Raw genomic sequence first — 15,012 nt, 5'->3', positions numbered from 1 at the left:
TTCCTTTCCGCTGGCTTACAGCTTTTCGATGTAAACTACTTTGGAATCGACAAGCTTCTGAATGTCCTCATCGGTATATCCGTGCTCCTTCAGGATTTCAGCAGAGTGCTCGCCGACTAAGGGGGCCTGCCGTTCCATGGTGGGGGCGATGTCCTCGATGCGGGCGGGTTCGGTAGTGGCAAACCGAATGGGAGTCATCGGCTGCTTGGTCACAGTGCCATCCCGGTTTTCTACGGGAATGATATACATGTTCTCCAGCGCCTGTGGGTCATCCAGAACCTCCTTGATGTGCTGAACTCGGTCATAGGCGATATCGGCCCGAGCAAACATGGCGGCGATCTCGTCCATGGTGTGCTTGGCAAACTCTGCGCTGAGAATCTCCACCAGCTCGGAACTGTGTGCCTTGGCAGCGGCGGCGGTGCAGTACCGTGGATCGCCAACCAGGTCATTGCGGCCCAGCTCCTTCATAAGCGCATCGTTGTAGCGGTCGGGTTCCAGAATGCTCATGTAGAACCACTTGTCGTCAGCACTCTTAAACGTGTCCATGACGGGGGAGCCGGGGTTCAGGCGGGTCTTGGGGTACTCGTCGCCGTACTGGGTGGAGACCATGCCTGCGCTTTCACTCCAGATGGCTTGGGCAAAGAGGGAGACCATGACCTTGCAGCCCTTACCGGTTTTGGCTTTCTGATAGAGGGCGGCGCAGATGCCGCCGGAGAGGGAGCAGGAGGTGGTGGCGTCGCCGAAACCGATGAGGGGATTAACCGGGGAAGTATCCTTCTCAGTGATATCGATCATAGCGCCGGAACGGGCCCAGAAGGCCACGGTATCAAAACCGGCGTTGTCCTTGGCAGGGCCAAAATCTCCGAAGCCGTTGATCTGGGCCCAGATGAGGTGGGGGAACTTTTTGCTCAGAGAGTCATAGTCCAGCCCTAACCGCTTGAGCGCGCCGGTACGGTAGCTGGAGACAAAGACATCGGCGCTCTCGAGCAGCTTATACAAAACCGCCTTCCCTTCGTCACTCTTCAGATTGAGGGAAAGACCGCGCTTGTTGGCATTATAGGCGGTATAAAATGGGTTGCAGTCCTTTACGGTAGGGCAAGACATAGTTGCTCCGGTGCCGCGGCCGGGGTCGCCGAAACTGGGCTCCACTTTGATGACATCGGCGCCCCAGTCGGCGAGAATACGGGCGGCGCCGGGGCCGGCGACAAAATAGGTCAGATCGATGACCTTAACACCATCCAACGGTTTGAACATAGGATTCCATACTCCTTTCAATAATAAGGGATTTGTGGGCGGCGCGGCAGGAATGCCGCACCGATGCAGAAATACTGGAGCAGCTTATATTTGCGGCTAAGCCATCAAGGCAGGTTGGGGAAGAGGGTAAAGAGCGCCACACCAACCAGGGAACCAATAAAGGGAATGATAACGGTAAGCGCAAAGGTGAGGCCGTAAGAATCCTTATGCGTCTCGCGGCACAGGCCGTTGGTGACAGTAACGATATAGCCGTTGTGTGGAAGAGAATCCAGGGCGGAGGAGGAGAGGGCCATGACGCGGTGGACAATGCTGGGAGCAATGCCAAGCTGGGTATAGACTGGGCCGAGGATGGGTACTGCGATGCCCAGACCGCCGGAGGCGGAACCGCAGATGCCAGCAATCACAGTGGTGCCGATCACCAGTCCCAGCAGTTTGGGACCGGGGAGGTTGACCATGGCGCTTACGATGTCGCCAAAAACGGGGCTGTTGGAGGCGACGCCGCCGAAGCCGTTAACGGCGCAGGTGTTGGTGATGGAGAGAAGGGCCATGGCAGCGCCATCGGCAAAGTGCTTGGGGAGTTCCTTGGGATCAATATACTTGATCATCAACACCACAGCGGATACGGCACCGGCCAGTACACCCGCCTCTACGGGGGCGATAGCCACGCCATTGACTTTCACGTTGACCAGCACAATCGTGATGACCAGAGGCAGCAGGGCGATTACAAAGTTGGGCAGACGGCTGTCTCCCTCTTCGCCAAACTCATCGCCCTCTTTGGCAATAAAGTGCTCACCGTTCTTTTTGGCTTTGCCGAGCCAGAAGTGGAGATAGATAATGCCGGCCACCAGCATAAAGCCACAGGCAATAAAACCGTTGACGGCACCGGCCATGTAAGAGGTGCCCAGCTCGGTAGAGGGGACGTTGTTGTGGATCTGTACGGCGCCGGGGGCAATCATGGCAAAGGTGGAGCAGCCAAAGCACAGGGCGCCGGGGATGCCGCGCCGGGGCAGATCAGCGGCACGGAAGACCTGCAGGGCAATGGGAAAAACGGCAAAGGAACATACGAAAGCAGATACGCCACCGTAGCAAAGCACGCCGCAGGCGACAGGAACGGAGATGAAAGCCCACTCGGTCCCCATAACTTTAATGATAGTTTTGGCGATAGATTTGGCCGCGCCGGTGACATCCATCGCCTTTGCCATCAAAGTACCTGTGAGGAAGATCAAATAATTATTCTTAAAAAAGGTGGTAAAGCCGGTCATGAAGTGGACTTTATAAGCTTCATAGACATTCATCTGGCTTGTGACAGCGACAACCAGCGTACAGACGAACACCGTCAGATAAATATTGAAGCCTTTCATGATCATGTACATCAATAGGGCGAACGCCAGGATGATGCCGATGATACCCAGAGCGGTCATAGGTTCTCCTCCTTAAGTCATATCTGTCTCTCCATTAGGATCGGGAGATACTTACCGATTATGGAACACGGCGGGACGCTTCCCCAGGAAAGCGTCCATGCCCTCCTGCTTATCCTCGGTTCCAAAGGTGATGGCGGCCAAGTCTTTCTCCAGCTCTAGACCGGCGCGCATGTCGACGTCCATGCCGCGGTTAATGGCGACCTTGGAGTAGCGAATGGCCATGGGGGCCTTTTCGAGAATGGTGCGCAGCATAGCCTTGGCCTCGTCCAGAAGAGACTCGGCCGGGACGACTTTGTTGACCAGGCCAATGCTCTTGGCCTCCTCTGCTTTTACCTGACGGCCGGTATAGATGAGTTCTTTGGCGATACCCGTCCCCACCAGCCGGGGCAGACGCTGTGTACCGCCAAAACAGGGGATCACCCCCAGATTGGCCTCGGGTTGACCGAAGACAGCCTTTTCGGAGGCGATGCGAATATCACAGCTCATGGACAGCTCGCAACCGCCGCCGAGAGCGTATCCGTTGACTGCGGCGATGACAGGCTTCTCCAAGGCCTCGATTTTGTTAAACAGAGCCTGGGCCCGGTTGGCGTAATTGCGGCCCTCTTCGCTCTTGTAGGACTGCATCTGAGAGATATCGGCCCCGGCCACGAAGCCTTTTCCCTCGCCTGTAATAATGACGCCCAGAATGCTTTCCTCACGTTCCAGACAAGTGAAGATACGGTCCAGCTCCTCCAAAGTTTGATCATTAAGGGCATTGAGGGCCTTGGGACGGTTCATGGTCAGAATGGCGATGGCGCCGTCCAGTTCTGCCCTGATGTTCGTTAAACGCTCTGCTACCTGCTGGAATGTCTCGCTCATAAAAATGACCTCCTTTGATTTCTCAAGAGAATAGACGTCGCGCCGGCAACGCCGTCCAGTCCCGTCAGACGATTTTGGTATAAGCAATCCAAATGCCAATTCGTGATTTAGGCATAAAATGGCCTCCTTGGAAAGGAAAATGGCCAATATCTTGGAATAATCAGTGGAAATATGTAAGAGGGTGCGTCTCCAAACAAAGAATTATGTCTCCGTTTGGAGACGAAAGAAAAAAGCCCTTTGTCACAAGATAAATCGGGATTTTAACAAGAAGGGGTCCGGCAGAGTGTGTGGGTGCGTAAAATATTGAGAAATGAAGGGCGGTGGAGCCCACGGGAAAAGAAGAAACCGGAGGAGAGAGAAAGCCGTGTGGGGCAGGTAAAATGCTAAATTTAAAACGCATGGTGTCTCTATATAGAGACACCATGCGTTTTAGCGGCAGAATATGCTTTTGGGCATAGAGAGTCGACAGAAAAAAAGGAGAAGAGATTCTACAGCCTTGTGGTCCGGAACTGTTTTTGAACGTTGTAGCGATAGAAGGTCATTCCTTTTTGCTGTTTCCGACGGTCATTCTGAGTCCAGCTCATCCAAAAGCTGATTAGAGGGGACTGCGGGCTCCGGCAGGACCTGATAGAGCACATCGCCGGATCGGGGCGACATCTGGGCGTAGAATTCCTGAAGCTCCTTCAGACTGTGCAGCGAAAGATTGCTTTTTAGCATTGTCAGTTGCTCCTCTTTAGGGAGGCTGTCAAAGTACCTGCGGGCATCCGCTGAAAGGGAGGAGGGGTCAACCACGGCCTTCCCCCTCCGCGATGATCTGCTCCAGAACGGACATCAGGTCGTTCATATTTTCCAGATGGACGTTACGGGCCAGGATGGTATTTTTCAGGTCGAGGGGCATAGATTCAAATTTTTCTTTGATATGCGGAGAGACATAAGACATTATCGATCACCTCACCCATAGTATGGCCCGAATGGGACTAAAAAACGCCGGTCAGCCAAAAGCTGCCGGCGGAAAATTTGGTCTGCCTCCCTGGAGGAGCGACTGCCCCTCCAGGGAGTACAGCGATGTTGCAAAGAGAGAGGGAGGAGGTTGGAATTGGTTGTTTGAGTCTTTGCAAATATAGGATATCACATCGAGTTGGGAATTGATGGACAGTTTTATAACTTGATGTGAACTTTTTATGAACGCAGGAGGCCGGCAGGCAGGGGCGTCTCCCGGATGGTAAAGAGACTATCCAGTACCAGCCAGTTCTGGGGAAAGGGGCGCATGAGATTCCAGTAGCCGGCCCCGTCAAGGCCGTATTCGGGGATCAGGGAAAGCTTGGCGCGGATGCTGCGGGCGTCCTCGAACCAGACCTCATGTTTGGTGCCGTTTTCGTCGGTATAGCGGAACCAAGGGGCCTGCGCAGTTTCATCATAGGAAATGGAGGAGCGATAACGGGCGGCCAGACTGACAGCATACTGTGGCGAGATAGAGGTGGCCCGCGTTTTCCCCTGGAGAAAGGGAAGCGGCCAGTCGTAGCCGTAGTTTGGCACTCCAAGCCATAGCTTCTCCGCCGGTATTTCGGTAAGCGCATATTCTACGACGGCCCGAACATTGGGAAGCGGGGCCACGGCCATGGGCGGGCCATAAGTATAACCCCACTCATATGTCATGAGGAATACACGGTTGGCGGCCTCGCCAAGGTCACGGTAGCTGTGCCCCTCATATAAAAGGCCCGGCTGGTCGCTGGAGGTTTTGGGGGCCAGGGCAACAATGACAGGATAACCCAGGGGGTTGAGACGATCCCGCAGACGACGGATAAAAGCGGCATAGGGGAGGGCATCCTGCGGGAAGATAAACTCAAAATCCACATCCAGCCCGGAATAACCTTTTGTCTGGAGTGTGGTGAGCACGTTGTCAATAAGAACCTCCTGAAGGGAAAGGTCATTGAGCACCAAGTTGGCCAAGTCATTGGAAAAATTTCCTGATTCAGTCAGGGTAGACAGATGCATCAGCGCCGCTGTGCCTACCGCACGGCCCATGGCGATCAGCGGCTCGTCGTCCAGCGATACCAATTCCCCATCCTCCTGTATGCCATAGGTGAAGGGGGTGAGATAGGTAAGAAAAGGCAGGGTCCGCTGCAGCAGGCTTTGATTGATAAAAGGATAGGCATAACTATTTACGGTAACAGACGGCCCGGGACTCCCCTGATAGCGGAGTACCAGAGTCTGACCGGGGTAAAGGGTGGGCTGGCCCTCCAGAATGGGATTGTTCCGATAGAGCTGCCGAAGACTGAGGCCTGACTGAAGCGCGACAGAGGCGAGTGTATCCCCTGGCTGCACCGTATAGACCTCTTCCGGAAAACGGATCACCAAAGTCTGCCCTACGACCAGAAGCGAAGGGTTGGGGAGGCGGTTGTCCTCTATAATATGGGACATAGGCACGCCGAATGCCTGGGCGATGCCAAACAGATTGTCACCAGGCTGTACAACATAAATTTCCATCGATCATACCAGCGTGATATACTCAGAACTGGCATAGCCCACCACGCCGTCAAAGCGCACCAGATACCAGCCCTGCCACTGGTTGAGCACAGTGAGTCTGGCGCCGTCATAGGCACGGGCCACGATGGGGGCGCTCCGGTCAGGTCTGGAACGGATGTTCAGGGCGCCCCATTCCACATCCACCACGGCCTGCCGGGCGGGGCGGGGTTCCAGGAAGGGGATACCAAAGTACTGGCAGAGAGACTCCACAAGATTGCGGGCGATGGCATCCAGATTGTTTTGGACCCAAGCGGCATCATCCGGATTGTCGTGATACCCCAGCTCCAAAAAAACAGAGGGTGCGCGGACCTTGCGGACCTCCCCTATGGTAGTGGTCGGCTCTGTACGGACCTTGGAGGGAAGGGGATAGATTTTTTTGAGATTTTCAGCCACAATTTCTGCTGCACGGCGTCCTTCCGCACTTCCTGGATAATAAAATACCAGTACGCCGCGTATTTGTCCATACTGCCCCTCCGGCGCTCCATTGGAGTGGAGGGCCAGATGAAGATCAAAATTTCCGCTGTTGGAGGCGAGGATAGAGGAGGCGGCCGTCATTTCCGGCGTATTGCGGACGTATTGAATCCCACTGGCGTTCAGATAGGGGACCATAGCGTCGGCCAGACGGTTCATCCAATACTCTTCGCTGCCGCCACTTACATAAAAATTGTTCTCCTGTGTGGAAGGAGAGAGGTAGATGATAGGCATAGAGATACCTCCTTTGGTGTCCTATCCTATGCCGGCTTTTTTAAAATGGAGACAGACGGACGGTGTAAAAAGGGCGAGGAGGGCCGTGCGGCGGGAAAAGTCCGCAAGTTTGGAAATGCGGAGTTGGCCGCGTCCTGTTATACTTGGAGGGGAAGGAGGGCAGGGCCATGCGGCATGCGGAGACGATGGAAGATGTGCTGCGGTATATTGATGAGCACATCTCTCAAGGCCTGACAGCGGAGGAACTGGCGCGGGTATCCGGGTACTCTTTTTATCATTTTTGCCACTTGTTTGCCATCGATATGGGGCTGTCGGTGGGCGCATATCTTCGACGCCGGCGGCTGGAACTGGCGGCAGGGGAGATTCTACAGGGGGGAAGCATTACGGAGATCTCGACAAAAAGTGGTTTTGAGACCCCGTCCGGTTTTTCAAAAGCGTTCCGCAGGCACTATGGAATGGCCCCCACGGAATACAAGAGCAAGAAAGGAGAAATAGATGTGATGACATCGGAAATCAAGTATGTGGAGGGCTTTTCGGCAGTGGGGTATTGCCTGGCTCCTCCGGAGGGAGAATTTGATGTCTTGGATGCCAGCGCGTATTGGCTCGGAAAGGACTTTTCCTCCGTCAGCAGGGCGGATTACGCCAAGCTCACCTATCCGGGATATGCGGAGATCGGCGCGTGGATACACCCGGATCAGGTGGCAGGAGAGTTTTATTACTTTTTTGGGCCTCAAGTAAAGGAGAAAAGCTTTATCCCGGATGGTATGGTGCTGCTGGACATCCCGTCGGCAGAATATGCGGTATTTCTCGTTCCAAGAGGGGCGTCGGTGGAAGAAGTCGGGGCAAATGTTCGCAAGACCTGGAAATACATTTTTTCGGAGTGGTTTGACCAGAGCGAATACCAATTTGACTCCGCCAAGATCGACTTTGAATATTACCTGGGTAAGGATGCCTTTATTTATGTGCCGGTTGTGAAAAAATGAAAATACAAAGCCCCTCTCCGGCCGGAGAGGGGCTTTGTACAGGCGATTACAGTAGAGTATCAGAGGAGGACCACCGCCTGCCGCTGCGGTAAAGCAGTGCGGAGCCCCCGCAGACAAGCAGGAGAAGGAGGCCGGAGAGTCCCCAAAGGCCGCTGGCCCCCAGGGGGAGGACCAGCGCACCGCTGGCGGCATGGAGGGCCAAGTTCCCCAGTTGGCAGGCCAGAGAAGCAAGGCTCAGGACCGTCGCCCGATTTGAACTGTCGCTGAGGCCATTGAGAAGGGTCTGTTCCTGAATGTTGCTGACGCTGAGCACAGTGTAAAAGAGAAGATAGGCGCCCGCAAAACGCAGAGGGGAGAACTGACGCGAGAGAAGGAGGAGGGCCAGTCCCAACAGAGACTGAAGGAAAAAGTAGCCTCTCCAGCGGCTGCGCTCCGAGGAGAAAGAGATCCGACCGGAGGCGAGCCCTCCCACAGTGAGCAGCAAATAGCTTCCCACACACAGCAATCCCAGCCATACGCCGCTCCTGAAAGGGAGCATGGACTGGAAGGCGGGCTGCCAATACACATCTACCACACCTTGGCTTCCGGCCAAAACGGCCATGCAGAGGGCCAGGGCCCAGAAAGGGCGGTTGCCCCGAAGGAGCGCGGCGCTCGCGGAGAGCTGGTCGCACAGACGGGAGCGTGTGCCCTCCCGGGGAGGCTCGTGGAGAAAAAGGGTGCACAGCAGGCCTTCGCAGATCAGCAGTGCCAGCCGCAGGAGCAGGTGGAGCGCATAACCTCTCACAGCCGGCAAAAGACCGCCGACCAGGGCGCCCAACGCGATCCCGGCGCTCCGGAGTACAGTGAGCTGGGCAGTTATCGGGGCCAAGCGCTCCGCCCCCTTTTCCTCCAAACAGGCGTCGATGATAAGCGCGTCCAGACTGCCAGAGGAAAAGGCGCGGCTTGCCCCCCAAAGTACCATGGCTGCGGCAACCAGAGGCAGACTTCCCGCTGAGAGAAGCAGCATGAATGCGGCCATGACCAGGGCCACGGAGAGCAGGCAGGTCGGCTTCCGGCCCCGCCAGTCGGCGAAAACACCGCTGGGGACCTCAAGAAACAGGGCGGTGAGAGAGTAAAGCCCCAGCATCAGAGGCAGCGTCTGCATGGTACAGCCCCTGGACAGCAGAAGTAAGCTCAGCACAGGCATAATGATTCCGGTGCTGAAATAGCTCAGCAGGAGGATGCCGCTGTGAAGGGGGCTCATGGGGACACCTCGGAGGATTCAGAAGCGTCATAGGCCAGCAGTGCGAATTCCCAGGGGCTGGTATCTGGGCCAGGCAGACTATGGGCATCAAAAAAAGCCTTCACCTGGGTGCGAAAGGCAAGCCAATCCGCTTCCGTTAGATGGAGAACGCCGGCCATGGCGTCTCCCCCTTCCTCCGGCATGGTGGGGCCAAGGCGGTGCATGGTCTCAAAATAGCCCTGAACAGCGGTTTGGACCACCTGAAAAGCCAAAGCTTCTCTGTCATTGCGCAGATCTGCCCGAGTGGCGCCGATACAAACGGTGGCCCCGGTGCAGGCGTAATAGGTTGCGACAATACCGTTAATACGCTCCTGATGGTCCACCTTGACCACGCCTAGCGGAAGGAGTTGCTTGAGATGATGCTGGACGGAGGAAGGTGAGACACCAAGGCGCAGGGACAGGGATTTGGGCGTCATAGGTCTGCCGGAGAGCTCCAGGATACGCAGCAGCTGCTGGCGGACCGGACTCATATAGACCTTTAGCTCCTGCATTGTGTTCAGTTCGATTACCGGATGATTCATAATGCTCCCACCTCCGGGGCGTGTTTGAAAGTCGTTGACCCACCCAAACGCCGGGCTCTGTACTCCCCGAGCGGCTTTCCAGGGACCGAAATCTCCGACCGCCAGGCAGGTTGCCGATTATGAAAGAAGCCTTATTCATTACAAAAATTATAACGTTTTAATATTTATAATGTCAAGAAGAAAAAGAGCCTGGGTCAAATCATTGACCCAGGCCCGAGAAAGAGGCGTCAATACCCTCTGTCTTTCAGATCCTTCACCAGGGAAACATAGAACTCCCGCACATCAAAACCATCGATATCCTCGCGCATCAGGTCGATAATATCGCCGTGAGAAATGCCTCGCCTGCCGGAGACGGTCTGATTGCCCAGAAAATCCCCCCACTTTGCCGAGGAAAGGGTCACCAGACCATCATTGGCCTCCCTGTCATACTTTTTTACCAGAGGATAAGTAAGGTTGAGGGGGAAGGGGGCACTGCCCGCTTTCCTCATAGTGGACATAACGCTCTGGTAGAGGATGCCGGGACGGTCCGGCGTGTCCTCATTGAAGCGGGCACAGGCGTCTGCACGCAGATCGGTGACGCCGGCAATGAAATTGGGGCTGAGGTCCCCCAGCTTCTGAAAGATGGCGTTATAGCGTATGCCGATCCAGCGGACCAGAGAGGCGGGGAGGCGATCCATCAGTTCCTGGGCAAAGACACAGCCCCGATGCGGGGTATTGATGGTGGTGAGGGAGGCTACATATCGGTCCATGCCCAAATGGGAAATGGCGTAACGGGAATCGAGACCTCCCTTGGAGTGGGCGATGATATTTACCTTGCCGCAGCCGGTCTCGGCGATTATTTTTTGAATCTGGTCTCGAAGCTCGGCGGCGCTTTCCGCCACCGCAGCGGAGGACTGCTGTTCGCCGTAATAGAGGACGGCGCCGTTGCGGGTGAGTTCTTTTGGGATTCGCCCCCAATAGTTGATGAGCTGCCAGTCCCGAAAGAAAATACCGTGGACCAACAGAATGGGATAGCGGGTGGCGCAGACCTCATTTTCTTTCCGTAGCGCATTGCACTCTTGCTTGGCAAGGTCGAAACGGTACTCTGCCTTCACCAGAGCGCAGGACCTCCAAAGGAGAAAAAAGTTGACCACCGGGCACCACCACAGACAGATGAGCAGGACACGCAGCGCCAGCCGCAGCCGAGTGGAGGTGAAGACGATGCGGAAAAAGCCGTTGGCCAGAAGAAGAAAGAGGAGGAGCAGCGTAAGGGCAATGCTCCAAAGGGCACGCGGCGCGCTCACGCCTGTGGTAGAGATGATATGGGGAAGATAGACCAGGTAAAGTCCCAGAATGGCCACACTCAGCCAGGCGGAAGTCATGAAGAGCTCATAACCTCCCATCATGATCTTCAAACGCCGCGGGATACCAGGGCGGCGTTCCCAGCTGGGCCTGAGATTGAAGAGCAGAAAAAAGACGGTCAGAGCCACGAGAGCCGGTGCAGAAAGCCATGAAAAAAGAGGTGCGCTGCACAACAGCAGGAGAAGTGCCGTGGTCAAGAGCCGCAAGAGGAAGAGCATGGGAGCACGACCTTTCAGAAAAGAATGATTTTAAAACCATTCTATAGGGAAATCGGGGGATTTTCATTGAAATAGGATTAAAAATTACCCAGAGCAGCGGTCAAAGCGGCAAATTCAGGGATACCGAGGCGCTCTCCCCGTATATCCTCGGGCAGACCACAACTGAGAATGGCGGCACGGATGGAGTCTCGCTCCACACCGTCCAATCCTGCGGTGAGGGCGTTGAGGAGCGTTTTCCGGCGCTGACCGAAGGCCGCCTTGACCAGACGGAAAAAACGCTTTTCGTCCTGTACCGTTATAGGGGGCATATGCCGGGGTGTCATACGCACAACGGATGAGGTCACCTTGGGAGCGGGGACGAAGCACTCCCGACCGACATCAAACAAAAGCTCCGGCGCGGTATGGTACTGACAGTAGATAGAGAACGCACCATATTCGGCAGTGCCCGGCGCGGCACAGATGCGCAGAGCCACCTCTCTCTGGATCATAACTGCGATTTGGGCAAAGCGCCTGGAGTCAATCAGGGCGGAGAGGACAGGAGTGGTGATGTTATAGGGCAAATTGGCACACGCCATAGGAGTAAGACCGGAAAATTTTTCATCCACCAAGGCGCCAATATCCAATTTCAAAATATCGCCGGGGATGATCTCCACATTGTTCCGCCCTGCCAGAGTTTCGGCGAGCACGGGCAGGAGAGAGCGGTCCAGCTCCACCGCCACCACTTTAGTCGCGGCATTGGAGAGGCGCATTGTGAGGGGGCCGATGCCGGGGCCGATTTCCAGCACACCGTTTTGGAGGGATACGCCAGCCCCCTCCACCAAGCCGTCGGGCACCCAGCCCTCGATCAGAAAATTCTGCCCCATAGATCTGGAGAAACGGAAGCCGTGTCGGCCGAGCAGGAGACGAATGGTGTTGAGGTCGCAGAGGTCCATAACAAATACTCCTAAACAGTTTATTTGTGGATAGTATATCAGCTTTCCGGCAGATTGTCACCTCGGACGGCCCGAGACGGCACATTCTTTATTCCGAGATACAGAGTGAAGAAAAGAAAAAATGGCCCGGAGCGTGTAAAGCACCCTCCGAGCCTGATCAGTCAAGGCTGGTCCTTCCAGCGCAGGAGTTTGGGAAAGAACCCTCGCATCTGCGCCTTTGCCTGCTCCTCACTCATGCCGGGATGTTCCCGTGACAGAATGGGGGCACAAAAATCGATCATTTGATCCATCGTCATATCCGCGGTAAAAGCGCCACCTTGGTAACAGTATTTGCAATAATGGCGACTTTCGCTGCCGTCGGCTTCTGTACCGAAAAAGGCCGGATCATCGAGGGGCATACCGCAGGACTGGCAGAATTTTCGTTCCATCGTGGAATCCTCCTTTTGTTTGGGTGATTCCATTGTAGCCCGAAAAACCCGACATCTTATGTCAGGTTTTTCGCAGTTTTTCCAGATCTGACGCCCCAGCAGGCCCACCTGAAGCCGGACCTGGTCGGGGGAGAGGATCTCCAGACAGGTGCCGAAAGAGAGCAGGTATCCGTAGAGCCAGCCATCCTCGGGAAAGTCTATCGCTACCAGCAGGGATCCGTCCTTTTCCCGTTTTACACAGGAGAGATCAAACTCATCATAGACCCGATAGGCCACAAGAGGAGAAAAGCGCAGCCGCAGCGGGGTGCAGCGGGAGGAAGACAAGGGGGCGGCCTCGATTGCCGGTGGAGACAGAGAGAGGTCGAACCGTTCCTCTGTCACAGTAAGCTCCAAAATGCGGCTGAGGCGGAAGGTGCGGTAATCCCTGTTGTCAAGGCAGAAGCCCTGCAGATACCAGGCCCGCCCCTTAAAGACCAGCCGGGCAGGGAGAATGCGGCGTACGGAGGCACCTCCATAGGAAGCTGCATAGGAGAAGGTGGTGACGCGACGCTCCAGGATCGCTCTCTTCAACTCGTCAAAGCGGCGCGCTCCACCGCCGGAGGCTCCCCAGGGGGTGAGGTCTACCTGGAGCCAATCCGGCTCCCTGCGGCCGAAAAGACCTGAGAGCTTGGTCAGGGTGGCGCGGCTCTCCGGTGAGTCCCCGCCCGGAAGGCTTTTCAGTGCGGTGAGGACTCTGGCCTGCTCCTCAGGGGAGAGCGCGGCTCGATCAAGTACGAAGCGGTCCGTCAGGGAGATGCCGCCGCCCCGCCCTTGTGAGGCGTAGATGGGAATGCCGGCGGCAGAGAGGGCGTCCACATCTCGGTAGATGGTACGCACGGATACCTCAAATCGTTCCGCCAGCGCTCGGGCGGTGATCTGCTTTTTCTCCAGCAGCAGATAGACGATTTCGAAAAGACGGCTTACCGACATGCTTCTGTTTCCCAGGCACCTGGCCGGAGGCGAGCCATGGAATACTCGTCGATGTACCTGCCGCGGCGGACGGTAGCCATCCGCCGCAGCCCCTCCCGCTGGAACCCCATCTTTTCATACAGGGCGATAGCGCGCTCGTTATCGGCATACACCTCCAACTCTACCCGGAGCAGCATCAGCCAATTGTCGGCTAGATCCAGCAGCGTCTCCATCAAGGCGGTCCCTACACCGCGTCCCTGCCAGTCGGTATGCACAAAGATCCCCACGCTGCCTACGTGCCGCATACGCGGGTTGGAGCAGACACAGAGTCCGGCCGCACCGATTACGGTTTCATCCTCTGCTGCGGCTACAAAATTGTGGTCGTTGGGGCCCAGGCCTTCAATGAAAGCCCGGCTGTCTGCGACCCGGCAGGAGGGCAGCCCCAGCGTGTTTTCCATTACACCGGGCATCCGTCTCAGGGCGGCGATCCCCTCCGCGTCCTGTAGCCTGATGGGGCGGATGATATACTCCATAAAGCACATCTCCCTACGATGGTTTTCGGCATTATACCACTCCGGCGATAAAATAACAAGCGGCCCGGCGGAGAAAACCGCCGGGCGCCTATAAAAGAAAAAGGATCAATAGGCCACAACAATGCCGCCGTCATTTGCATAAACCGTACTGATTCCTCCAGTCTCGGTGATGAGGATGTCGGAGAAATGACAGGACTTGCGCACCATCTCCTTGAGCTGAAAGGCGCGTTCCAGACAATTACAGTGGGCAATGGCCAAAAGCTTTCCGGCGTGCGCTGCATCCTTGGACATGATCTCCACCATTTTGGACAGGGCCTGTTTTACACTCATAGCCTGCCCACGTTTATAGATCTCACCTTCAGGCGTTGCGCCCATAAGAAGTTTGATACGCAGGGCACCGGTGACCACGGATTGGAGACCGGTCAAACGCCCATTTTTACGCAGGTTGTCCAACGATTCCAGCACAAACATAGTGGTCATTTCCGTACAAAAAGCGGTGGCCTCGCTTACGACGGTCTGAAAGGGGAGTCCTTTGGCGGCCAGCTCTCTGACCTTCAGCGCCAGAAGCACCTCGCCCGCAGAGGCGGAGCAGGAGTTAAAAATGTGGACACGAGCCTGAGGGTGCTCCTCCAGCCAGAGCTGGCGGGCCTGCTGCGCGCTGTTGTGAGAGCCGGAAAGAAGAGCTGAGAGCGTGATCACATACAGATCGTCGGCCCCGCAGGCGAAAGCATCCAGATATTGAGCGGGAGCGGGACAGGAGGTTTGAGGCGCAGTCTCGCACTCCTTCATCCTCCAGAGCAGGTCCGCTTGATCGAAGCTCGCATCGTCCACGACTACATGGTCCCCAACGCGAATGGTAAGCGGTACACTGAGAAAATCCTCTTCCCGGAGCAGGGAGGGTGTCAGATCGCAGCAGCTATCCACAATCACTTTAAAACTCATACAAATTATCCCCTAATATGATTTTACAAATTAGATTTTACCATACACCTGTGAGAAAGTCAACGATGCGAGGACAATTTAAGACGTTATTCAAAAATTGTTAAAACACTTGGTCAGTGG

General features: G+C 55.7%; 14 protein-coding genes. 1 reads left to right on the top strand and 13 read right to left on the bottom strand.

The genetic code is table 11. The features are described 5' to 3' along the window. Positions 1 to 15: 15 nt before the first annotated feature. The 6 genes from SRB521_RS09230 to SRB521_RS09210 all read right to left on the bottom strand — a co-directional run bounded on the left by SRB521_RS09230 (position 16) and on the right by SRB521_RS09210 (position 6,764). Positions 16 to 1,254 carry a CaiB/BaiF CoA transferase family protein gene (locus SRB521_RS09230; RefSeq protein ID WP_116721724.1) on the bottom strand — a complete coding sequence of 413 codons (1,239 nt, stop codon included), beginning with the start codon at positions 1,252 to 1,254 and terminating at the stop codon, positions 16 to 18. A 104-nt stretch (positions 1,255 to 1,358) separates the two neighbouring features. Then, entirely contained in the window at positions 1,359 to 2,675 is a 1,317-nt protein-coding gene (locus tag SRB521_RS09225; protein ID WP_075703753.1) for a GntP family permease, read from the bottom strand. A 51-nt stretch (positions 2,676 to 2,726) separates the two neighbouring features. After that, complete coding sequence (locus tag SRB521_RS09220) at positions 2,727 to 3,533, bottom strand: enoyl-CoA hydratase-related protein (protein ID WP_058117605.1); 807 nt, start codon at positions 3,531 to 3,533, stop codon at positions 2,727 to 2,729. A gap of 564 nt (positions 3,534 to 4,097) precedes the next feature. Next, a complete protein-coding gene (locus SRB521_RS16140; protein WP_165366612.1) occupies positions 4,098 to 4,250 on the bottom strand; it encodes a hypothetical protein in 153 nt (50 codons plus the stop codon). 462 nt (positions 4,251 to 4,712) lie between these two features. Continuing rightward, the gene (locus tag SRB521_RS09215) at positions 4,713 to 6,020 is read right to left on the bottom strand and encodes a LysM peptidoglycan-binding domain-containing protein (RefSeq protein WP_116721723.1); all 1,308 of its coding nucleotides are present in this window, start codon (positions 6,018 to 6,020) and stop codon (positions 4,713 to 4,715) included. A gap of 3 nt (positions 6,021 to 6,023) precedes the next feature. Beyond that, positions 6,024 to 6,764: an N-acetylmuramoyl-L-alanine amidase gene (locus tag SRB521_RS09210; protein ID WP_058117608.1), complete on the bottom strand. Its 741-nt coding sequence runs from the start codon at positions 6,762 to 6,764 to the stop codon at positions 6,024 to 6,026. A 167-nt stretch (positions 6,765 to 6,931) separates the two neighbouring features. On the opposite strand from SRB521_RS09210, the gene SRB521_RS09205 reads away from it, so the two are divergent. Further along, positions 6,932 to 7,747 (top strand): helix-turn-helix domain-containing protein, encoded by an 816-nt coding sequence (locus SRB521_RS09205; protein ID WP_116721722.1) that lies wholly within the window; start codon positions 6,932 to 6,934, stop codon positions 7,745 to 7,747. Positions 7,748 to 7,793: 46 nt separating this feature from the next. Here the strand turns inward: SRB521_RS09205 and SRB521_RS09200 are convergent, their stop codons facing one another. The 7 genes from SRB521_RS09200 to SRB521_RS09170 form a co-directional block, all read right to left on the bottom strand. Then, a complete protein-coding gene (locus SRB521_RS09200) occupies positions 7,794 to 8,990 on the bottom strand; it encodes an MFS transporter (RefSeq protein ID WP_075703757.1) in 1,197 nt (398 codons plus the stop codon). Then, positions 8,987 to 9,550, bottom strand: a complete 564-nt coding sequence (locus tag SRB521_RS09195) for an ArsR/SmtB family transcription factor (RefSeq protein WP_075703758.1) — start codon at positions 9,548 to 9,550, stop codon at positions 8,987 to 8,989. Before SRB521_RS09195 ends, SRB521_RS09200 begins: the two co-directional genes overlap by 4 nt. 227 nt (positions 9,551 to 9,777) lie before the next feature. Beyond that, the gene (locus SRB521_RS09190; RefSeq protein ID WP_116721794.1) at positions 9,778 to 10,935 is read right to left on the bottom strand and encodes an esterase/lipase family protein; all 1,158 of its coding nucleotides are present in this window, start codon (positions 10,933 to 10,935) and stop codon (positions 9,778 to 9,780) included. A 251-nt stretch (positions 10,936 to 11,186) separates the two neighbouring features. Further along, on the bottom strand, positions 11,187 to 12,041 hold the full coding sequence (gene rsmA / locus SRB521_RS09185) for a 16S rRNA (adenine(1518)-N(6)/adenine(1519)-N(6))-dimethyltransferase RsmA (protein ID WP_116721721.1): 855 nt from the start codon (positions 12,039 to 12,041) through the stop codon (positions 11,187 to 11,189). A gap of 161 nt (positions 12,042 to 12,202) precedes the next feature. Next, positions 12,203 to 13,438, bottom strand: a complete 1,236-nt coding sequence (locus tag SRB521_RS09180) for a zinc ribbon domain-containing protein (RefSeq protein WP_116721720.1) — start codon at positions 13,436 to 13,438, stop codon at positions 12,203 to 12,205. After that, positions 13,429 to 13,950, bottom strand: coding sequence for a GNAT family N-acetyltransferase (locus tag SRB521_RS09175; protein ID WP_075703761.1), 522 nt, complete (start codon positions 13,948 to 13,950; stop codon positions 13,429 to 13,431). The genes SRB521_RS09180 and SRB521_RS09175 overlap by 10 nt, the downstream gene beginning before the upstream one ends. Before the next feature lie 105 nt (positions 13,951 to 14,055). Continuing rightward, positions 14,056 to 14,892, bottom strand: coding sequence for a DegV family protein (locus SRB521_RS09170; RefSeq protein ID WP_058117613.1), 837 nt, complete (start codon positions 14,890 to 14,892; stop codon positions 14,056 to 14,058). Between the last annotated feature and the right edge of the window lie 120 nt (positions 14,893 to 15,012).

It is taken from the genome of Intestinimonas butyriciproducens (assembly GCF_004154955.1).
In the GTDB taxonomy this organism is placed as follows: domain Bacteria; phylum Bacillota; class Clostridia; order Oscillospirales; family Oscillospiraceae; genus Intestinimonas; species Intestinimonas butyriciproducens.
This window is presented reverse-complemented; position numbering and strand designations above follow the sequence as displayed.